17 protein-coding genes are annotated in these 21858 nt (G+C 64.8%); 14 read left to right on the top strand and 3 right to left on the bottom strand.

Going from position 1 to position 21858, the window contains the following annotated elements; genetic code table 11:
* Positions 1-4 precede the first annotated feature (4 nt).
* From nuoL to aroA, 8 genes are all read left to right on the top strand, one after another.
* Positions 5-2173 (top strand): NADH-quinone oxidoreductase subunit L, encoded by a 2169-nt coding sequence (nuoL, locus tag IB235_RS02995; protein ID WP_192335452.1) that lies wholly within the window; start codon positions 5-7, stop codon positions 2171-2173.
* 1 nt (position 2174) lies between these two features.
* On the top strand, positions 2175-3716 hold the full coding sequence (locus IB235_RS02990; RefSeq protein WP_155038121.1) for an NADH-quinone oxidoreductase subunit M: 1542 nt from the start codon (positions 2175-2177) through the stop codon (positions 3714-3716).
* A gap of 9 nt (positions 3717-3725) precedes the next feature.
* Complete coding sequence (gene nuoN / locus IB235_RS02985; protein ID WP_192335450.1) at positions 3726-5231, top strand: NADH-quinone oxidoreductase subunit NuoN; 1506 nt, start codon at positions 3726-3728, stop codon at positions 5229-5231.
* Entirely contained in the window at positions 5224-5982 is a 759-nt protein-coding gene (locus IB235_RS02980) for a biotin--[acetyl-CoA-carboxylase] ligase (RefSeq protein WP_192335448.1), read from the top strand. The genes nuoN and IB235_RS02980 overlap by 8 nt, the downstream gene beginning before the upstream one ends.
* Positions 5983-5985: 3 nt before the next feature.
* Positions 5986-6765: a type III pantothenate kinase gene (locus tag IB235_RS02975; RefSeq protein ID WP_155038118.1), complete on the top strand. Its 780-nt coding sequence runs from the start codon at positions 5986-5988 to the stop codon at positions 6763-6765.
* Positions 6758-8434, top strand: a complete 1677-nt coding sequence (locus IB235_RS02970) for a ribonuclease J (protein ID WP_192335447.1) — start codon at positions 6758-6760, stop codon at positions 8432-8434. Before IB235_RS02975 ends, IB235_RS02970 begins: the two co-directional genes overlap by 8 nt.
* 36 nt (positions 8435-8470) lie before the next feature.
* Entirely contained in the window at positions 8471-9172 is a 702-nt protein-coding gene (locus IB235_RS02965) for a tRNA (guanosine(46)-N(7))-methyltransferase TrmB (RefSeq protein WP_192335446.1), read from the top strand.
* Positions 9173-9259: 87 nt separating this feature from the next.
* Positions 9260-10591 (top strand): 3-phosphoshikimate 1-carboxyvinyltransferase, encoded by a 1332-nt coding sequence (gene aroA, locus IB235_RS02960; protein ID WP_192335445.1) that lies wholly within the window; start codon positions 9260-9262, stop codon positions 10589-10591.
* A 116-nt stretch (positions 10592-10707) separates the two neighbouring features.
* Here aroA and IB235_RS02955 read toward each other — a convergent pair whose 3' ends face one another.
* A complete protein-coding gene (locus tag IB235_RS02955) occupies positions 10708-12612 on the bottom strand; it encodes a propionyl-CoA synthetase (protein WP_192335444.1) in 1905 nt (634 codons plus the stop codon).
* A 108-nt stretch (positions 12613-12720) separates the two neighbouring features.
* On the bottom strand, positions 12721-15000 hold the full coding sequence (locus IB235_RS02950) for an NADP-dependent malic enzyme (RefSeq protein WP_155038113.1): 2280 nt from the start codon (positions 14998-15000) through the stop codon (positions 12721-12723).
* Positions 15001-15148: 148 nt separating this feature from the next.
* Between IB235_RS02950 and IB235_RS02945 the strand changes: the two genes are divergently transcribed.
* The 6 genes from IB235_RS02945 (at position 15149) to IB235_RS02920 (ending at position 20802) form a co-directional block, all read left to right on the top strand.
* Positions 15149-15544, top strand: coding sequence for a cytidine deaminase (locus tag IB235_RS02945; RefSeq protein ID WP_192335443.1), 396 nt, complete (start codon positions 15149-15151; stop codon positions 15542-15544).
* Positions 15541-16824 carry a thymidine phosphorylase gene (locus IB235_RS02940; protein WP_192335442.1) on the top strand — a complete coding sequence of 428 codons (1284 nt, stop codon included), beginning with the start codon at positions 15541-15543 and terminating at the stop codon, positions 16822-16824. Before IB235_RS02945 ends, IB235_RS02940 begins: the two co-directional genes overlap by 4 nt.
* Entirely contained in the window at positions 16821-18014 is a 1194-nt protein-coding gene (locus IB235_RS02935; RefSeq protein ID WP_192335441.1) for a phosphopentomutase, read from the top strand. Before IB235_RS02940 ends, IB235_RS02935 begins: the two co-directional genes overlap by 4 nt.
* Positions 18011-18979 (top strand): adenosine deaminase, encoded by a 969-nt coding sequence (locus IB235_RS02930; RefSeq protein ID WP_155038110.1) that lies wholly within the window; start codon positions 18011-18013, stop codon positions 18977-18979. The genes IB235_RS02935 and IB235_RS02930 overlap by 4 nt, the downstream gene beginning before the upstream one ends.
* Entirely contained in the window at positions 18976-19611 is a 636-nt protein-coding gene (gene upp, locus IB235_RS02925; RefSeq protein ID WP_192335439.1) for a uracil phosphoribosyltransferase, read from the top strand. Before IB235_RS02930 ends, upp begins: the two co-directional genes overlap by 4 nt.
* 72 nt (positions 19612-19683) lie before the next feature.
* Positions 19684-20802 (top strand): SPOR domain-containing protein, encoded by a 1119-nt coding sequence (locus IB235_RS02920; RefSeq protein WP_192335437.1) that lies wholly within the window; start codon positions 19684-19686, stop codon positions 20800-20802.
* Position 20803: 1 nt separating this feature from the next.
* On the opposite strand, the gene IB235_RS02915 is transcribed toward IB235_RS02920, so the two are convergent.
* Entirely contained in the window at positions 20804-21820 is a 1017-nt protein-coding gene (locus tag IB235_RS02915; RefSeq protein WP_155038107.1) for a hypothetical protein, read from the bottom strand.
* Between the last annotated feature and the right edge of the window lie 38 nt (positions 21821-21858).

Below are 21858 nucleotides of genomic sequence, written 5' to 3'. Positions count from 1 at the left end.
CGGCATGGAAAAGATCGTCCTCTTCGCGCCCCTGCTAGCCTCGATTATCGCGGGCTTCGGCTGGCGGCTGATCGGCGAGAAAGCCGCGCAATATCTGACCACAGGGGTTCTGTTCCTGTGCTGCCTGCTCAGCTGGGTGCTGTTCCTGGGCTTTGACGGCGTGCCGCGCCACATCCCGGTCATGGACTGGGTTGTGTCGGGTGATTTCGTCACCGAATGGTCGATCCGCATGGACCGGCTAACCGCGATCATGCTGATCGTGGTGACCACGGTTTCGGCGCTGGTCCACATGTATTCGCTGGGCTACATGGCCCATGACGACAACTGGGACCACCACCACGAGCATTACAAGGCGCGCTTCTTTGCGTACCTGTCGTTCTTCACCTTCGCCATGCTGATGCTGGTGACGGCGGATAACCTGCTGCAGATGTTCTTCGGCTGGGAGGGCGTCGGTGTCGCCTCGTACCTGCTGATCGGCTTCTACTACAAAAAAGAAAGCGCGAACGCCGCTGCGATGAAGGCATTCATCGTCAACCGCGTCGGTGACTTCGGCTTCCTGCTGGGCATCTTTGGCCTGTACTGGCTGACCGGCTCGATCCATTTTGATGCGATCTTCGCCCAAGTGCCGGAAATCGCTCAGACCAACATGCATTTCCTGTGGCGCGAGTGGAACGCAGCGAACCTGCTGGGCTTCCTTCTGTTCGTCGGCGCGATGGGCAAGTCGGCGCAGCTTCTGCTGCACACCTGGCTGCCGGACGCGATGGAAGGCCCGACGCCGGTTTCGGCGTTGATCCACGCCGCGACCATGGTGACCGCGGGCGTGTTCCTGGTCTGCCGCATGTCGCCGCTGTATGAATTCGCCCCGGATGCGAAGAACTTCATCGTGATCGTCGGTGCGACCACCGCCTTCTTCGCGGCGACGGTTGGTCTGGTGCAGAACGACATCAAGCGCGTCATCGCTTATTCGACCTGTTCGCAGCTGGGCTACATGTTCGTGGCCGCGGGCGTCGGCGTCTATTCGGCCGCCATGTTCCACCTGCTGACCCACGCCTTCTTCAAGGCGATGCTGTTCCTTGGTGCCGGCTCGGTCATCCACGCGATGCATCACGAACAGGACATGCGGAACTATGGCAATCTGCGTAAAAAGATCCCGTTGACCTTCTGGGCAATGATGATCGGCACTTTTGCGATCACCGGCGTCGGCATTCCGCTGACCCATATCGGCTTCGCAGGCTTCCTGTCGAAAGACGCGATCATCGAAAGCGCCTGGGCTGGCAATACCTATGCCTTCTGGATGCTGGTCATCGCGGCCTGCTTCACCAGCTTCTATTCGTGGCGCCTGATCTTCCTGACCTTCTTCGGCAAGGAACGCGGCGATCACCATGCGCATGAACATGCCCATGAAAGCCCGGCCATCATGACCATTCCGCTGGGCGTTCTGGCCATCGGCGCGGTCTTTGCCGGTATGGTCTGGTTCGGTCCGTTCTTTGGCGACCACCACAAGGTCACCAGCTTCTTCCACATCCCCGGCGCGCATGAGACGACCGAGGGTGAGGCGGTCCCGGCTGAACACGGCACGGCCCCGGTCGAGCATGTCGCGACCGAGACCGCTACGGCTGAACACGCAGCACCTGCTGCCCCGGCTGCTACCGCGACCGAACATGCCGCCCCGGCTGCCGAGGGTGAGCATGCGGCAACCACCGCCCATGAAGTCGCAGCCCCGGTCGGTGGCGCGATCTACATGGCGCCTGACAACCACATCATGGACGAGGCGCACCACGCCCCGGCCTGGGTGAAGGTCTCGCCCTTCATCGCGATGCTTCTGGGCCTGTTCACGGCGTGGATCTTCTATATCCGCAGCCCGGAGATTCCGGCCAAACTGGCAAAGGCCCAGCCCGCGCTTTACCAGTTCCTGCTGAACAAGTGGTACTTCGACGAAATCTACAACTTCATCTTCGTCCGCCCGGCGCTGTGCCTTGGCCGTCTCCTTTGGAAAAAGGGCGACGGGGCCACGATCGACGGGGCGATCAACGGGGTTGCCATGGGGATCATCCCGCGCCTGACGCGCGCGGCGGTCCGGGTGCAATCGGGCTATCTGTTCCACTACGCCTTCGCCATGGTCGTCGGCATCGTGGGCTTGCTGATCTGGGTGATGATGCGGGGCGCGCACTGATATGACGAACCTTCTTTCCATCATCACCTTCCTGCCCATCGTTGCGGCAGGGATCATGGCTCTGTTCCTGCGCGGTCAGGACGAGGCGGCGGCGCGCAATGCCAAATGGCTTGCGCTGCTGGCGACGACGGCCACCTTCCTGATCTCGCTTTTCGTTCTGTTCGGGTTCGATCCGGCCAATACCGGCTTCCAGTTCGTCGAGGACAAGGCCTGGATCATGGGCCTGCGCTACAAGATGGGCGTGGACGGGATCTCGGTCCTGTTCGTCCTGCTGACCACCTTCATGATGCCGCTGACCATCCTTTCGTGCTGGACGGTCGACACGAAGGTCAAGGAATACATGATCGCCTTCCTCGTGCTGGAAGGTCTGATGATCGGCGTGTTCACCGCGCTGGATCTGGTCCTGTTCTACCTGTTCTTCGAGGCCGGCCTGATCCCGATGTTCCTGATCATCGGTATCTGGGGTGGCAAGGACCGCATCTATGCGTCCTTCAAGTTCTTCCTTTATACCTTCCTCGGCTCGGTGCTGATGTTGGTCGCGATGATCGCCATGTATCGCATGGCGGGCACCACCGACATTCCGACGCTGCTGACCTTCGACTTCCCGCATGAGACCTTCCGCCTGCTGGGCGTGACGGTGATCGGCGGGATGCAGATGCTGCTGTTCCTGGCCTTCTTTGCCAGCTTCGCGGTCAAGATGCCGATGTGGCCGGTCCATACCTGGCTGCCCGACGCGCACGTTCAGGCGCCGACCGCCGGTTCGGTCCTGCTGGCCGCGGTTCTGCTGAAGATGGGTGGCTACGGCTTCCTGCGCTTCAGCCTGCCGATGTTCCCGGTCGCCTCGGACATCATGCAGCCGGTGGTGTTCTGGATGTCGGCCATCGCCGTCGTCTACACCTCGCTGGTGGCACTGGCGCAGTCGGACATGAAGAAGGTCATCGCCTATTCCTCTGTCGCCCACATGGGCTACGTGACCATGGGGATCTTTGCCGCGAACCAGGTCGGCGTCGATGGCGCGATCTTCCAGATGCTGTCGCACGGCTTCATCTCGGGCGCGCTGTTCCTTTGTGTCGGCGTCATCTATGACCGGATGCATACCCGCGAGATCGACGCCTATGGCGGGCTGGTCAACCGGATGCCGGCCTATGCCGCCGTGTTCATGTTCTTCACCATGGCGAACGTGGGCCTGCCCGGCACCTCGGGCTTTGTCGGCGAATTCCTGACGCTGCTGGGGACGTTCCGCGCGAATACCTGGGTGGCGCTGGTCGCGGCCTCGGGCGTGATCTTCTCGGCGGCCTATGCGCTGTGGCTGTATCGCCGCGTGACGCTGGGCCAGCTGCTGAAGGAAAGCCTGAAGTCGATCACCGACATGACCCCGCGCGAGCGCTGGATCTTTGTGCCCCTGATCGCGATGACGCTGATCCTGGGTGTGTATCCGCGCCTTGTGACCGATGTGACCGGCCCGGCTGTCGCCGCGCTGCTCAATGACTACAACCAAAGCCAGCCGGTGGTGGAAACCGCCGCGGCTGCGACAAGCCACTAGGGGGCGGACATGACCTCGCTCGATTTCACGACCATTCTGCCCGAGGCGCTGCTGGCAGCCTATGCGCTGGCCGCCCTCATGGTCGGAGCCTATCTCGGCAAGGACAAGCTGGCCCGGACGCTGCTCTGGACCACGGTCGCGGCCTTCCTGATCGTCGCCGCCATGGTGGGTCTGGGTGGCCGTCCCGATGCGCAGGCCTTCTACGGCATGTTCACCGATGACGGCTTCTCGCGCTTTGCCAAGGTGGTGATGCTGGTTTCGGCCGCCGCCGTCCTTGCGATGAGCGTCGATTACCTCGAACGCCGCCGCATGCTGCGCTTCGAATTCCCGATCGTGGTGACGCTGTCGGTCATCGGCATGATGCTGATGGTCTCGGCGGGCGACCTGCTGACCCTGTATATGGGCCTTGAGCTGCAATCGCTGGCGCTTTACGTGATCGCCGCGATGCGCAAGGACTCGGTGCGTTCGTCGGAAGCCGGTCTGAAATACTTCGTTCTGGGCTCGCTGTCCTCCGGCCTGCTGCTTTACGGCGCCTCGCTGGTCTATGGCTTCTCGGGCACGACCAATTTCAGCGGCATCATCAACGCGGTGCAATCCGGTCACCTGTCGCTGGGCGTGCTGTTCGGTCTGGTGTTCATGCTGGTCGGCCTGTCCTTCAAGGTGTCGGCGGTTCCGTTCCACATGTGGACCCCGGACGTCTACGAAGGCTCGCCCACGCCGGTCACCGCCTTCTTCGCCACCGCCCCCAAGGTTGCGGCGATGGGTCTGATCGCGCGTCTGGTCTTTGACGCCTTCGGTCAGGTCATCGGCGACTGGAGCCAGATCGTCGCGGCGCTGGCCGTGCTGTCGATGTTCCTGGGTTCGATCGCCGGTATCGGCCAGACCAATGTCAAACGCCTGATGGCCTATTCCTCGATCGCCCATATGGGCTTTGCGCTGGTTGGCCTTGCCTCGGGTTCGACGCTGGGCGTGCAGGCGATGCTGATCTACATGACCATCTATGCGGTGATGAATGTCGGCACCTTCGCCTTCATCCTGTCGCTGGAGCGTGACGGCACGCCGGTCACCGATCTGGCCTCGCTGAACCGTTTCGCCTGGACCGACCCGGCCAAGGGTCTGGCCATGCTGGTGCTGATGTTCAGCCTTGCCGGTGTGCCGCCGACCTTGGGCTTCTTTGCCAAGTTCGGCGTGCTGAATGCGGCGGTTGATGCGGGCATGGGCTGGCTGGCGGTGCTGGGCGTGATCGCCTCGGTCATTGGCGCGTTCTATTACCTGCGTATCGTCTACTACATGTATTTCGGTTCCGAGACCGACGGCGTGACCAGCCGCATGAGCGCCGTCCAGTATCTGGCGCTGATGATCCCGGCTGCAGCCATGCTGTTCGGCGCGATCAACATGCTGGGCGTCGATGCCGCTGCAGGCCGCGCCGCCGAGGCTCTGGTCGGCCACACCGCCGAGATTGCCCCGACTGCCGCCCCCGAAACGCTGCCGGCCGAGCCCGAACGCGTTGAGTGATACCTGGCCCGAGGGCGTGGGCCGGCATGTGCTGGCCCGCACCGACAGCACGAATAGCGAGGTCCTGCGCCTTGCACCGTCGCTGAGCGGTCCGGCCTGGATCATGGCACATCAGCAGGCGGCCGCACGCGGTCGCCGCGGACGAGAATGGGTGATGCCTGCGGGTAACTTCGCCGGCACGCTTTTCTTGCGGCCCAAGGGCGGTCCCGCCGCTGCCGCGCAGATTTCCTTTGTCGCCGCCTTGGCCCTGCATGACGCGCTTGGCGATGCCTGCGGTCCTTCGGCACGGCTTTCGATCAAATGGCCCAATGACGTGCTGCTGAATGGCGGCAAGGTCGCGGGCATCCTGCTGGAAAGCGCGGGCTCGGGGAATGACCTGACCGGGCTTGCCGTCGGCATCGGCGTGAACCTTGCCGCCGCTCCGGATCGGGGCGCGGTCGAGCCGCATGCCGTCACCCCGGTTTCCGTGCTGGGCGAGACCGGCTTTGCCGTCAGCGCCGAAGAATTCCTTGATCTGCTTGCCCCGCATTTCGCGCGATGGCTGGCGCAGCTGGACACTTATGGCTTTGCGCCGATCCGCAACGCTTGGCTGTCCCGCGCCGCCCGTCTGGGCGAGACGATCATCGCCCGCACCGGCGCGACCCAGACGCAGGGCGTCTTTGAGGGCATCGACCAGACCGGCGCGCTGGTCCTGAACACTCCGTCCGGCCGGCAGATCCTGCCCGCGGCGGATGTCTATTTCGGAGTCTGAGCAATGCTGCTCTGCATCGATACCGGGAACACGAACACCGTCTTCTCGGTCTGGGATGGTGAGCGTTTCCGCGCCCTGTGGCGGATCGCGACCGACCACCGCCGTACGGCGGATGAATATTTCGTCTGGCTGTCGACGCTGATGACGTTGCAGAAGCTGGACCTGAACATCACCGACTGCATCATCAGCGCCACCGCGCCGCGCGTCGTGTTCAATCTGCGGGTTCTGTGCAACCGCTATTTCGACACGCGCCCGCTGGTCGTGGGCAAGCCCGACTGCCTGCTGCCGGTCGCGCCGCGCGTCGATCAGGGCACGACCGTCGGTCCTGACCGGCTGGTGAACACGGTCGGCGCATTCGACCGCCACGGGCCGGACCTGATCGTGGTCGATTTCGGAACTGCGACCACGTTCGATGTGGTCGATACGGACGGCGCCTATGTCGGCGGCGTGATTTCTCCGGGCGTGAACCTCTCGCTCGAAGCTTTGCATATGGGTGCGGCCAGTCTTCCGCATGTCGACGTGACGATGCCCATGAAGGTCATCGGCACCAATACCGTTGCCTGCATTCAGTCAGGCATTTTCTGGGGCTATATCGGCCTTGTGCAGGGGATCGTCGAAAAGATCCGGCAGGAACGCGGGAGGGCGATGAAGGTCATCGCCACCGGCGGACTTGCGCCGTTGTTCGATCAAGGTTTTGATCTGTTCGACGCGATCGAGGATGACCTGACCATGCACGGCCTGCGCCTGATCCACGATTATAACAAGGAGATGGCCCATGGCTGAACGCCTGATCTATCTGCCGCTGGGCGGCGCGGGCGAAATCGGCATGAACGCCTATGTCTATGGCTACGGCGAATCGGGCAAGGAACGCCTGATCGTCGTCGACCTGGGCGTGACCTTCGGCGACATGGACACCGCACCCGGCATCGACCTGATCATGGCCGATGTCGCCTGGCTTGAGGAGAACCGCCACCGTATCGAGGCGATCTTCATCACCCACGCGCATGAGGACCATGTCGGCGCGCTTGGCCTGCTGTGGGGCAAGGTCCAGAAGCCGATCCATTGCCGCCGCTTCACCGGTGCCATCGCGCGCCTGAAGATGGAGGAGATGGGCCAGCCCATCGATCAGATCCACATCCACGCCCCGCGCCCCGAGGTCATCACCGCCGGGCCGTTCCAGGTGCAGTTCGTGCCGGTCAGCCACTCGATCCCGGAAAGCTCGGCGCTGGTCATCGACACGCCCGCTGGCCGCATCGTCCATACCGGCGACTTCAAGCTGGACGGCACCCCCGTGGTGGGCGAGCGCTTCGACCCGATCCTGTGGCGCGAAATTTCGCGCGAGGGTGATGGGGTCAAGGTGCTGACCTGCGATTCCACCAACATCTTCTCGACCCATCCCGGCCGGTCCGAGGCCGTGCTGGCCAACCCGATCCTCGACTGGGTGATGGCCCAGCCGCAGTTGGTCGTGGCCACCACCTTTGCCAGCAACGTCGCCCGCCTGATGACCCTGGCCGAGGCCGCCATTGCCTCGGGGCGCAAGATCTGCCTGCTGGGCCGCGCCATGCGCCGTATGGTCACCGTGGCGATCGAAACCGGCATTCTGGACCGCTTCCCGCCGGTGGTCAGCCCCGAGGAAGCCGCCGAGATGCCGCGTGACAAGGTCATGCTGATCGTCACCGGCAGTCAGGGCGAACGCCGCGCCGCCAGCGCGCAACTGTCGCGCGGCCGTTATCTGGGTATCCAGCTGAAGGAAGGGGACAGCTTCCTGTTCTCGTCCCGCACCATCCCCGGCAACGAACGCGGCGTGATCCGCATCCAGAACCAGCTGAGCGAGCTGGGCGTTGACCTTTATGACGCCGATGACGGGCTGTATCACGTCTCGGGCCATGCCAACCGCCCCGACATCGAGGCCGTGCATGACCTGATCAAGCCGCAGATGGTCATCCCGATGCATGGCGAGCACATGCATCTGCGTGAGCATATGAAGCTGGCGGAATCGCGCGGCATCGCCTCGATGGTGGTGACGAACGGGATGATGGTGGATCTGGCCGGGAAAGCCCCCCGCGTGGTCGACCAGATCGATACCGGGCGGCTGTATCTGGACGGCACGGTGCTGATCGGTGCGATGGACGGCGTGGTCCGCGACCGTATCCGCATGGCGCTGAACGGCAAGGTCATGGTCTCGGTCATCGTGGACGAGGATGACAGCCCGCTGCCCGACGCTTGGGTTGAACTGTCCGGCCTGCCCGAAACCGGCCGCGCGGGCGTTCCGCTGGCCGGGAATATCGAAAGCGAGCTGGCCGAGTTCCTCGAACGCGCCGATGACCGCACGGTGATGGATGACGACCGGCTTGAGGAAGCCATCCGCAAAATCACCCGTCAGGTCTCGATGGAAGAGATCGGCAAGAAGCCCGAAGTTCAGGTGATCATTTCGCGACTCGCTGCGGAATGACTTGACGTCGCGCCGCGCCCTTCTTATGGGCGCGGCATGACCGAATTCGATCCGAATCCCCCGCGCCGCAATTTCTATGGCCGTCGTCACGGCAAGACCCTGCGGCAAAGCCAGAAGGGCTACCTGTCCGAGGACCTCGGGACATTGCGTCCGCGCGGCATCACGCTGCAGGACAATCCCGACCGCGCGCCGGTTTCGCCGGCCTCGATCTTTGGCGATGACCGCCCGGTCTGGCTGGAAGTAGGCTTCGGCGGCGGCGAGCACATGGTCCACATGGCTGCCCGCTACCCGGAAATCGGCATCATCGGCTGCGAGCCCTTCATCAATGGCGTCGCCATGCTGCTGGGCAAGATCCGCGCCGCGGGCGTGGAAAATGTCAGCGTCCATCCCGGCGATGCGCGCGACCTGATGGACGTGTTCCCGGAAAACTCGGTCGACAAGGCCTTCCTGAACTATCCGGACCCCTGGCCCAAGGCGCGCCACCACCGTCGCCGCTTCGTGACGCCGGAGCACCTGATCCCGCTTGCCCGCGTGATGAAGCCCGGTGCGGAATTCCGCGTGGCCAGCGACATTCCCGACTACATCCGCCAGACGCGCGAGGAAGTGCCGCCTGCGGGCTTCGACCTGATCCATGACAGCGCCGAGCCTTGGGACGATTGGCTGTCGACGCGCTACGAACAAAAGGCGCTGCGCGAGGGTCGCGTGCCGCATTACGTGACCTTCCGCCGCCAAGGCTGAAGGGCAGGGGCGGAATCTGTCGGGGGCTGATTGCAAGCGGCCCCCGTGACCGCTATCACCTTGCGCGACAAGCCAAGGGGGCCCTCCATGTCACATTCCGCCGAACCGCTTCCGATGACCTCCCGCCGCTCGGGTCCGCTGAAGGGCGAGGCCAAGGTTCCCGGCGACAAGTCGATCAGCCACCGCGCGCTCATCCTTGGCGCGCTGTCGGTGGGCGAAACCCATATCACTGGCCTTCTGGAAGGGCAGGACGTTCTGGACACCGCCAAGGCCATGCAGGCATTTGGCGCGCAGGTCGAGCGTCTGGGTGAGGGTGAGTGGAAGGTCAATGGCGTCGGCGTCGGCGGCTTCTCCGAGCCCGAGGGCGTGATCGATTGCGGCAATTCCGGCACCGGCGTGCGCCTGATCATGGGCGCGATGGCGACAAGCCCGATCACCGCGACCTTTACCGGTGACGCCAGCCTGTCGCGCCGCCCGATGGGCCGCGTCACCGACCCGCTGGAGCTGTTCGGCTGCGAAGTCACCGCACGTGAAGGCAAGCGCCTGCCAGTGACTATCAAGGGCGCGGCCGAATCCGTCCCGGTGCGCTACAAAACCCCGGTGGCAAGTGCCCAGATCAAATCCGCCGTGCTGCTGGCCGGGCTGAATGCGCCGGGCCAGACGGTGGTCATCGAAGCCGAACCGACCCGTGACCATACCGAGCGCATGCTGGCCGGTTTCGGCGCGACCATCACCACCGAGGTGACGGATGAGGGGCGTGTGATCACCCTGACCGGCCGCCCCGAGCTGAAACCCCAACCCGTGGCCGTACCGCGCGACCCGTCCAGCGCGGCCTTTCCGGTAGCGGCGGCGCTGATCGTGCCCGGATCGGAAATCCGCGTTCCAGGCGTCAGCCGCAACCCGACGCGCGACGGGCTTTACGTCACGCTGCTGGAAATGGGCGCGGACATCACCTTTGAAAACCCGCGCGAAGAGGGCGGCGAGCCGGTCGCCGACCTGCTGGTCCGCCACGGGCCACTGAAAGGCGTGACCGTTCCACCCGAGCGCGCCGCCAGCATGATCGACGAATTCCCGATCCTGTCGGTCATCGCCTGTTTCGCGACCGGCACGACCGTGATGCAGGGCGTCCATGAGCTGCGCGTCAAGGAAAGCGACAGGATCGAGGCCATGGCCACCGGCCTGCGCGCAAACGGTGCCTCGGTCGAGGAAACTCAAGATACCATGACCGTTCATGGCTCCGGCGGGTTGCGGGGCGGCGCCAGCGCCGTCACCCATCTGGACCACCGCATTGCCATGTCCTTCCTTGTCGCGGGCCTTGCCTCGGAGCAGCCGGTCAGCGTTGACGATGGCAGCCCGATCGCGACCTCGTTCCCTGACTTCCTGCCGCTGATGAAGGCGCTTGGCGCGGATATCGCGTAAGGTCGAAAGCCCGCGACTGTCGAACTGCCCGGAATGGGTATTTAGAAAACGGTGAAATCCCTTGGGGGTCTCACCGTTTTCAAATAGCCAGACCCTAAGCTGCGCAGGGCGCGTCCCTAGTCGGTCTTGGCGATGGCGGGATAGCCGATCGTGGCCAGCGTCGCGCGGATCTCGTCGAGGATGGCGGGGTCGTCGATTGTTGCCGGAGGTTTGAAATCCAGCCCGTCGGCCATCTTGGTCATCGTCGCCCGCAGGATCTTGCCCGAGCGGGTCTTGGGCAGGCGTTTGACCACGCAGGCCGAACGAAATGCCGCGACTGGGCCGATACGCTCGCGGACCAGTTTCACCACCTCGGAAACCAGTTGCTCATCGGGGATATTCACACCTGACTTGAGGCAGAGCAGCCCCAGCGGGATCTGACCGCGCAGCGGGTCTGCCGCACCAATCACCGCGCATTCGGCGACGGCGGGGTGGCTGGCAAGGACTTCCTCGATCGCGCCGGTGGACAGGCGGTGCCCGGCGACATTGATCACGTCATCGGTGCGGGCCATGACGTAAAGGTAGCCGTCCCGGTCAAGATAGCCCGCATCGCCGGTTTCATAATAGCCGGGGAAGTGGTCGAGATAGCTTTTGCGGAAGCGCTCATCGGCGTTCCACAGCGTCGGCAGGGTGCCGGGTGGCAAAGGCAGGCGGATGGCGATGGCGCCCAGCGTCTCGGGTGGAACCGGGTTGCCGCCCTCATCCAGCACGCTGATGTCATAGCCGGGCATCGGGACCGAGGGGCTGCCGGGTTTGATCGGCAGCGGCTCGATCCCCAGAGGGTTTGCGGCGATCGGCCAGCCGGTTTCGGTCTGCCACCAATGATCGATCACCGGCACGCCCAGATGTTCCTGCGCCCACATAACCGTATCCGGGTCGGCGCGTTCGCCGGCCAGGAACAGGGCCTGCAGATCGTGCAGCTTGTAGCGCTTGATCCATTTCCCTTCCGGGTCCTCGCGGCGGATGGCGCGCAGCGCGGTGGGGGCGGTGAAGAAGCTTTTGATGCGGTGGTTCTGGATCGTGCGCCAATAGACGCCGGGATGGGGCGTGCCGACGGGCTTGCCTTCAAAGACGACGGTGGTGGCCCCGGCCAGAAGCGGGCCATAGCAAATATAGCTGTGGCCGACGACCCAGCCGACATCCGAGGCGGCCCAAAAGCGGTCCCCGGCCTCGATATTGTAGACGTTCTTCATCGACCATTGCAGCGCGACCAGATGGCCCGCCGTGTGGCGCACGACGCCCTTGGGCTGGCCGGTCGTACCCGAAGTGTAAAGGATATAGGCGGGGTGGTTGCCCTCGACCGGGACGCATTCGGCGGGGCGGACGCCGTATTGGAAGCCGTGCCAGTTGAAATCGCGGCCCTCGACCAGCTTGGCCACTTCCTGTTCGCGCTGGAAGATGACGCAGAATTCGGGCTTGTGGCTGGCAAGGTCGATGGCGGCATCCAGCAGCGGCTTGTAATGGACGACGCGGTCGGGTTCCAACCCGCAGGAGGCCGCGATCATCGCCTTGGGCGTGCAGTCGTCGATGCGGACCGCCAGTTCATGCGCGGCAAAGCCGCCGAAAACCACCGAATGGATCGCCCCCAGCCGCGCACAGGCCAGCATGGCGACCACCGCTTCGGGGATCATCGGCATGTAGATGATGACGCGGTCGCCCTTTTCGACGCCGCGCATGCGCAGCGCCCCGGCCAGCGAGGCCACGCGGTCCTGCAATTGGCGAAAGGTGATGCCCTTGGTCGAAAGCGTGACCGGGCTGTCATGCATGATCGCGACCTGATCGCCGCGACCGGCCAGAACATGGCGGTCCACCGCGTTCCAGCAGGCGTTCACCATCCCATCCGAGAACCATTCATAGAACGGGGCATTTTCGTCGAAGAGCGCCTTTGAGGGCTTTTTGACCCAGTCGATCGCCTCGGCAGCCTGCATCCAGAACCCTTCCGGGTCGGCCTGCCAACCGGCATAGATGTCCTGATACCCCATTCCTGCTCTCCTCCCAAAGACGGGAAGAGAGTTGCGCGTCAGGATCGGTCGGGCAAGGTTCTTGATGGGTTTGGCGGATCGCTTTGCTGCGGCGATCCGCCGCAGGGCTTAGCCGTAATGGCCGACCGGGGTGCCGGCCAGAACGCTCATGTTCAGCAGGCCACGGGTGGTGACCGATTGGGTGACGATATGGGCCTTGTTGCCCATGCCCATCAGGATCGGGCCGACTTCAAGACCGTCCGCCTTCATCTTGAGCGCGTTGCGCACCCCCGAAGCCGCGTCGGTATTGGCAAAGACCAGCACGTTGGCCGCGCCTTCAAGCCGCGAATGCGGCATCAGCCGTTCACGCACCGACGGGTCAAGCGCCGCATCCATGTGCATTTCACCCTCAACCACGAAATCCAGCCCCTTGGCGTCAAGGATCGCCATGGCCTCGCGCATGCGCTTGCCGGTTTCGGTGTCCAGATTGCCGAATTGCGAATGACAGCAAAGCGCGATCTTGGGCGTCAGGCCGAAGCGGCGGACATGACGGGCCGCGCCAAGGGTGATTTCGGCCAGCTGCTGGGGATCGGGCGTGTGGTGAACCTGCGTATCGGCAATGAACAGCGGCCCGTCCTCAAGGATCATCAGCGACAGCGCGCCATGCGGGCGCAGCCCGTCACGGGCCAGCACCTGATTGATGTAGTTCAGGTGCCAGTGATACTGCCCGAAGGTGCCGCAGATCAGGCTGTCGGCCTCGCCACGATGGACCATGACCGCGCCGATGGCGGTGGTGTTGGTGCGCATGATGGCGCGGGCGACCTCGGGGGTCACGCCGCGGCGGGCCATCAATTCGTGATAGGTGCCCCAGTAATCGCGGTAGCGCGGGTCGTTTTCGGGGTTCACGATCTCGAAATCGCGGCCGGGGCGGATCGGCAGACCGGCGCGTTCGGCGCGCATCTCGATGACCTCCGGGCGGCCGATCAGGATCGGCGCGTCGGTGGTTTCCTCGATCATGGCATTGGCTGCGCGCAGCACGCGTTCGTCCTCGCCTTCGGCAAAGACGATGCGGCGGTTCACGGTGGCCGCGGCCTCAAAGACCGGGCGCATGATCATGGCCGAGCGGAAGACCGAGCCGTCCAGCTTGCGCTTATAGGCGTTCACGTCATCCAGCGGGCGGGTGGCGACGCCGGTTTCCATCGCGGCCTTGGCGACGGCGGTGGACACCACGCCGATCAGGCGCGGGTCGAAGGGCTTGGGGATCAGGTAATCGGGGCCGAAGCTGAGCGTTTCGCCGCGATAGGCCATGGCGGCCTCGGCCGAGGTCGTCGCACGGGCCAGCGCCGCGATGCCCTCGATGCAGGCCAACTGCATTTCGTCATTGATCGTGGTTGCACCGACATCCAGCGCGCCGCGGAAGATGAAGGGGAAGCACAGGACGTTGTTGACCTGGTTCGGATAATCGCTGCGGCCGGTGGCGATAATCGCGTCGGGGGCGACGCTGCGCACATCCTCGGGCAGGATTTCCGGGGTGGGGTTCGCCAGGGCAAAGACGATCGGGCGCTTGGACATCTTGGCGACCATCTCGGGCGTCAGCACGCCGGGGCCGGACAGGCCAAGGAACAGGTCCGCGTCGCCGATCACGTCATCCAGAGTGCGCAGATCGCTTTTCTGGGCGTATTCGGCCTTTTGCGGGGTCATCTGCTCGGTCCGGCCTTCGTAGACGAGGCCGGCGATGTCGCAGAGCCAGACGTTCTCGCGCCGGACGCCCAGTTTCAGCAGCATGTTCAGGCAGGCGATGCCCGCCGCGCCGCCGCCGGTCGAGACGACCTTGATATCCTCGAAGGACTTGCCCGCGATGCGCAGGGCGTTGGTCGCAGCTGCGCCGACGACGATGGCGGTGCCGTGCTGGTCGTCATGGAAGACCGGGATATTCATCCGCTCGCGGCAGATCTTTTCGACGATGAAGCAATCGGGGGCCTTGATGTCTTCAAGGTTGATCGCGCCAAAGCTGGGCTCCATCGCGCAGACGATCTCGGCCAGCTTTTCCGGGTCGGGCTGGTCCAGCTCGATGTCGAAACAGTCGATATTGGCGAATTTCTTGAAGAGGACGGCCTTGCCTTCCATCACCGGCTTCGAGGCCAGCGCCCCGATATTGCCAAGGCCCAGAACGGCGGTGCCGTTCGAAACCACGGCGACCAGATTGCCGCGTGCGGTATAGCGCGCCGCGGTCGAGGGATCGGCCTTGATTTCCAGGCAGGCTTCGGCGACGCCCGGCGAATAGGCCCGGCTTAGGTCGCGTCCATTGGCAAGCGGTTTGGTGGCGCGCACCTCAAGTTTTCCCGGGCGGGGAAACTCGTGGTAATCCAGCGCGGCCTGCCGTGCATTGTCCTGCCTGCGTTCTTCCATGATGCGACCTCCTCTCAAGATGGTTCAGCGTTAAACTAATTTTGACGCGACGAACAGGGGGCGCGTCCGAATGGCTTGGACTTGCAACACCCCGAGGCCGGGCGCAATGATGAAGGGGCGAATGACGGCTATGTGAAAAGGTGCGGAAGTGACGCTTCTGGATGCGGCGCGCGACGTGCGCGAACGGGCCTATGCGCCCTATTCGAAATTCAAGGTGGGCGCGGCCATTCGCGGGACCTCGGGGCAGGTCTATCGTGGCTGCAATGTTGAAAACGTGGCCTATCCCGAAGGCACCTGTGCCGAGGCCGGGGCCATCGCCCTGATGGTCGCCAGCGGCGAGACCGAGCTGATCGAGGTCGCGGTGATTGCCGACAGCCCCAGCCCGGTGCCGCCCTGCGGCGGCTGCCGCCAGAAGCTGGCCGAGTTCGGCAAGCCCGACACACCGGTGCTGCTGGCGACCACCTCGGGGGTGACGCTTTCGACCACCATCGGCGAACTTCTGCCGGGGCGCTTCGACATCAGCCACATGTCGGGCATCGAATGAGCCAAAGCGATCCGCGTCCGGTGATTGCGGGGGTCCGCGACGGGCGCGGGCTGGACGACCACGGCGCGGCGCTGATCGCACGCGGGCTGGCCGATGGTTCGGTCAGCGATGCGCAGGCCGGGGCATTCGCCATGGCCGCGCTGCTGGCCGGTCTGGGCGAGGGGGGGCGGGTCGCCCTGACCCGCGCCATGCGCGATTCGGGGCGGGTGCTGCGCTGGGATCTGCCCGGCCCGGTGGTCGACAAGCATTCGACCGGGGGCATCGGCGATACGGTCAGCCTGATCCTTGCGCCGATCGTCGCCGCCTGCGGGGCTTACGTTCCGATGATCTCGGGGCGGGGTCTGGGACATACTGGCGGCACGCTGGACAAGCTGGAGGCCATTCCCGGTTTCCGCACCCAATTGTCCGAGGATGAGTTTCGCCGGACCGTCGCCGCGACCGGCTGCGCCATTGTCGCGGCGGGCCGCGATCTGGCCCCCGCCGATGCGCGGCTTTACGCGATCCGGGATGAGACGGCGACAGTGGGGTCCATCGACCTGATCACCGCCTCGATACTGTCCAAGAAACTGGCGGCGGGGCTGGACGGGCTGGTGCTGGATGTAAAGCAGGGCTCGGGCGCGTTCCTGCGCAGTCCCGAGGCCGCGCTGGAACTGGCCCGCGCGCTGGTCGAGACCGCGAATGGCGCAGGCTGCCGGACGATGGCCTATATCACCGACATGGATCAGCCCTTGGCCCGCGCCGCCGGCAATGCGCTGGAACTGCGCGAGGCGATTGCCGTCCTGAAAGGCGCGAGGGGCGCGCTGGCGGAACTGTCGCTGGACCTGTCCGTTGCCTGCCTTGCGATGGCCGATCTTGAGGGGGCGGGGCAGGCCTTGGCCACGGGTCACGCGGCGGAACGCTTTGCCCGCATGGTCGTGGCGCAGGGCGGGCCTGCGGACCTGCTGGAGCGTCCCGAGGCCCATCTGCCCGACGCCCCGGTGATCCTGCCGATTCCTGCGCGGGGCCGCGTTGCCGCCATCGACACGCAGGCCTTGGGCCATGTCGTTGTGGCCCTTGGCGGTGGGCGGCTGCATGCGGGCGATCGCATCGATCCCCGCGTCGGGCTTGCGGATCTGTTGCGTATCGGCGAAGAGGCGGGCCCTGACCGCCCCTTGGGCTTTGTCCATGCCGCGACAATGTCCGCGGCCGAGGCGGCCATCGCCAGCGTGCAGTCCGCCTATCTGATGGGGGACGGCCCCGCACCCGGCCCATTGATCCGCTGCGAGGTTTCGCCCGAATGACCACCCCGACCCAGACCCGCGCCTTTCTGATCGTGATGGATTCCGTCGGCATCGGCGGCGCGCCGGATGCCGCGCGCTTTTTCAACGGCCATGTCCCCGATACCGGCGCGAATACCTTGGCCCATATCGCGCAGGCCCGCCCGCTGCACATGCCGCATCTGGATGCTCTGGGGCTGGGGGCGGCGGTGCGATTGGCCAGCGGGCAGGATGCCCCCGGCCTTGGCGCCAAACCGCAGGGCCTGTGGGGCGCCGCAAGCGAGGTTTCCCCCGGCAAGGACACGCCTTCGGGTCATTGGGAACTGTCGGGCGTGCCGGTGCCATGGGACTGGCATTATTTCCCTGACACCCGCCCCAGTTTTCCCGCCGATCTGACCGCGCGGATCGCGCAGGCGGCGGGGACGGACGGCATTCTGGGCGATGAACATGCCTCGGGAACCGAGGTCATTGCCCGCCTCGGCGAAGAACATGTGCGGACCGGCTGGCCGATCTGCTACACCTCGGCCGACAGTGTCTTGCAGATCGCCGCACATGAGGAGGCATTCGGTCTGGAGCGGCTCTACCAGCTGTGTCAGGACGTGGCGGCGATGGTGCATCCGATGCGGGTGGGCCGGGTCATCGCCCGGCCCTTCCTTGGTGCGGATGGGCAGTTCAGCCGCACCCCCAACCGCCGCGATTACGCTATCTCTGCGCCCGGTCAGACCATTCTGGATGCGGCGCAAGCGGCGGGCCGCGTGACCCATGCCATCGGCAAGATCGGCGACATCTTCTCGCATCGCGGAATCAGCCACCTGCACAAGGGCAAGTCCGACGCCGATCTGGCCGACCATCTGATCCGTCTGGCGGATGAGGCCCAGCCGGGCAGTCTGACATTTGCCAATTTCGTCGAATTCGACAGCCTTTACGGTCATCGCCGCGACATTCAGGGCTATGCCAATGCGCTGGAATGGTTCGACACCGTCGCCGGGCAGTTCATCGACCGGCTGCGTCCCGGCGATCTTGCGATCTTCACCGCCGATCACGGCAATGACCCCAGTTGGATCGGCACCGACCACACGCGCGAACGTGTCCCGGTCTTGGGTTGGGGCATGGGCCCGCGCGCCATCGGACAGGTGGATTTCGTCGATATCGCGGCCTCGCTCGCGGATCATCTTGGCCTTGCTGCCGTCGGACCCGGAAAGTCGTTCCTATGAAGTCGCTGAAAAAGGTCGAGCTGCACCTGCATCTGGAAGGCGCGGCCCCGCCTGCCTTCATTCGCGGTCTGGCGCGCGAACATCATACCGATCTGAGCGGCATGTTCGACGATCAGGGCCGCTACCATTATCGCGGCTTCAATGACTTCCTGCGCGTCTACGAGGCCGCGACCAGCGTCGTGCGCGGCCCTGCCGATTACGCCCGTTTGCTGTCCGCCGTGCTGAACGAATGCGGCGAACAGGGCGCGATCTATGTCGAGCTGTTCGTCTCGCCCGAATTCTGCGGCGACGCGGATCTTTCCGCATGGCGCGACCATCTGGGTGCGATGGAGGAGGTGGCGAAAGCCTATGCGCTTTCGGGCGTCGAAAGCCGCGCCATCCTGACCTGCATCCGCCATTACGGGCCCGACCGCGCGAAAAAGACCGCGATCTGCGCCGCCGAGACCGCTGGCGGCTGGGTTGCAGGCCTTGGTCTGGCCGGGGCCGAGGATCTGGGCGAGCCCAAGGATTTCGCCTGGTCCTTCGACTGCGCGCGCGAGGCAGGACTGGGCCTGACCGCCCATGCCGGGGAATGGCGCGGGCCGGAATCGGTGCGTGGCGTCCTGGATCTGGGCGTGACCCGGATCGGCCATGGCATCCGTGCCATCGAAGACCCGGCGCTGGTCCGCGATCTGGCCGAGCGTGAAATCACGCTGGAGGTCTGCCCCGGATCGAATGTCGCATTGGGTGTCGTGCGCGACTGGGCTAGTCACCCGATCGCGCGGCTGGCTGATGCCGGAGTGCGCGTCACCGTCTCGACCGACGATCCGCCGTTTTTCCACACCACGCTTTCGCGTGAATACGACATGCTCGCAGACCGGTTCGGCTGGGCGGAAACAGAATTCCGCCAGATGAACCTTTGGGCCGCCGAGGCCGCCTTCTGCGACAATGAAACCAGGGACCGCCTGAAACAGGAGCTTTCATGACCCAACAGCATCTGACCGTCGTCGACCATCCGCTTGTCCAGCACAAGCTGACGCTGATGCGCGACAAGACCACCTCGACCGCCAGCTTCCGCCGCCTTCTGCGCGAGATCAGCCTGCTTCTGGCCTATGAGGTCACGCGCGAACTGGAGATGACCACCGTCACCATCGAGACGCCCTTGCAGGAAATGCAGGCCCCGCTGCTTGAGGGGAAAAAGCTGGCGCTGATCTCGATCCTGCGCGCCGGGAACGGGCTGATGGACGGAATTCTTGAGCTGATCCCGGCGGCGCGCGTGGGCTTCATCGGCCTTTACCGCGATCCCGAGACGCTGCAGCCGGTCGAATATTACTGCAAGGTTCCCAAGCAGTTGGACGCTCGGATGACCATCGTTGTCGATCCGATGCTGGCCACCGGGAATTCCTCGGTCGCGGCCATCGACATGCTGAAGAAGGAAGGGGCCAAGAACATCCGTTTCCTGTGCCTGCTGGCCTCGCCCGAGGGTGTGGCGCGCATGAAGGAAGCCCATCCCGACGTGCCGATCGTCACTGCCTCGCTGGATGAGCGGCTGGATGATCATGGCTATATCGTTCCGGGTCTGGGCGATGCCGGCGACCGCATGTTCGGAACAAAGTGAGGCCGCGTTAACCGCATCTTCAGCCCTGCCGTCGTATCCCCTTTGCGCAAGGGCTGATCGGGGGCAGGGTGAATGCGGTTTTCATGGTTCTGGTTCTTGGCGGGACTGTTCCTGCCTTTGGCGGCGCTGGCCCTCGCCCCGGCCGAGTTGCCGCCCCCCGATTTCCCCGGACGGCAATATATCGACAGCAAGGGCTGCGTCTTTCAGCGGGTCAATGACAGCTGGTCGGCGCGGTTGGCGCGTGACGGCAGCCCAACCTGTGGCTACCCGCCCTCGCTCTCGATCCGGGGGGCGGACGGGCGGCCCAAATTGCAGGCGCTGGACCCCGATGCGGGTAAGACTCGCGCCCAGATCCTGAACGAGAAACTGGCGCGCACGGTCCTGACCAATCTGCAACCCGGCGAGTTGGTTGGTGATCCGCAATCGCCCGAGGTCTTGCCAGATATGGGCCCTGAACACGCCTCGACCGCGCCGCTGGACGATCTGAAGGCGGCCTTGCGCGCAGCCCCCGCCATCCGTGCCGAAATGAGCCGAGAGATCCATCCGAACCTGCGGCTGTGCCGGCTGCTGGGCCATGACAGCCGGGCGGGCGGCAAGGACACGCGCGATCCGACACAAGGTTTCTGCGCGGGCTTGCGTACACCAGACCTGTCGCGGTTGGCCTTTGCCCGACCCTTGGGGCGCGCGAAATCTGCCCCTGCGGTGTCCGGCAAGCCGGCTGCTTCGACTGCCAAATCCAAGGCTGAAGCCAAGGCACCCCCCAAGCAGGTCCCAAAGGTGAAGTCTGCCCCGGCAGTCGCCAAGGCAATCGCTGAAAAGAAGAAATCCACCCAAGCTCAGGGTCCGGCCAAGGTTCAACCGGTCAAGCAGCTCATCGCGGCGCAGGCAAAACCAGCGGCGGTGAAGGAGCCCCCCAAGACACCTGAAAAAGCACCGGAAAAGCCGCAGGCCCCAGCGGTGCCCAAGGGCGCACGCCATGTCCAGATCACCAGCTTCAAGACCAGCGCCGAGGCTGCGGAACTGGCCCGCCGTGTCGCAGTGCTGGGCTATCCCGTCCTGCGCGCGCGTTTGGCCGAACGCGGGGCGGATACGCAGATCCTGCTGGCCGGGCCATTTGCAAGCCCCGACGCGCTGTCACAAGCGTTGGAAAAACTGCGCAAGGCAGGCTTTGCACAAGCCGTGCCGCGTTAGGCTACTGGTCGCAGATCTGGCGCAGCGCCGCCCAGTCGCGCTCGCCCAACACCGGTTTGGGTGTAGCGGTGCGGAACGGGTCGGCCTCGATCAGGCCCAGTACGGCCTCTCCGGTCGGGTCCAGCGCGCGGGCATAGGGCTCGCTTGAGACGCCGGCACGGGCAAAGAACCCCAATAGCGGCTCGTCCTCGGGGCGGGGTGGTGGCCCTGCCAGAAGCTTTTCGGCATAGCCAGAAAGCGCCGCGGGCGGCAGGGAGCCATTGGTCAGCAATTGCACGGTGCCGCGCGGGCCGACTTGGCGCAACGCCTCCAGCATCGGGTCGCTTTCGGCCGCGCGGGCCTGTGCGGCCAGAAGATGACCGGCAAGGATTTCGGGCGTCGCGCCTTCGCCGATCAGATCGGTGCCGATTACCGTAATCGGACCCGGCAGCCGTCGCGCGCCCTGCTGGGCAGTGGGCAGGACGACGATATCGGCCTCGGGGCCAAGCAGGCGGGCCGCCAGCTTGTGGCGCACCATGTCGCCTGCCGGACGGGAACACGCGGTTCCAGCGGTCTTTTCAAGATCGGCCAGCACCAGCCGCCCGATCTCGGCGCGCTGGGCTGGGGGCGCGATATCAGCGGCATGGCGCAGCAGCGCGGATGGCCCCCAGGCCGCCCCGGCCCCCGCCGCGATCAGCAGGCCCAGCAGCACCATCCAGCCGCGCAACCTGCCGCGATGAGGCCGGTTCGCCTCGATCACGTCATGCACTTTTTCGATGGCGGCGATCATCAGCTCATCGTCGACCTCGACCATTTCGGCATCGTCGGGGCCGGGGGCATATTGCGCCGGAATCTTGCCCGGATTGAGCCGCATGACCGCAGGCAGGGACCAGTGCGACAGGGGAATTTCGGTGCGAAGATCGGTCAGCACGATGGTCGCGTCGCCGAACGAGACGATCACGTCGCGCAACTCGGCTTCGGCCGACCCGCGCCAGCGTCCTGCGGCTTCAAGCCTTTGATATTTGTCTAGCGCCGTCATGCCTGCGTCACGGAACTCCGCTGCATGATGCCGAGCAT

The sequence above is a fragment of the Paracoccus sp. PAR01 genome (assembly GCF_014851995.1).
Lineage (GTDB): Bacteria > Pseudomonadota > Alphaproteobacteria > Rhodobacterales > Rhodobacteraceae > Paracoccus > Paracoccus litorisediminis.
The sequence above is the reverse complement of the archived record's forward strand: the minus strand, read 5'-3'. Positions and strand labels throughout refer to the sequence as shown.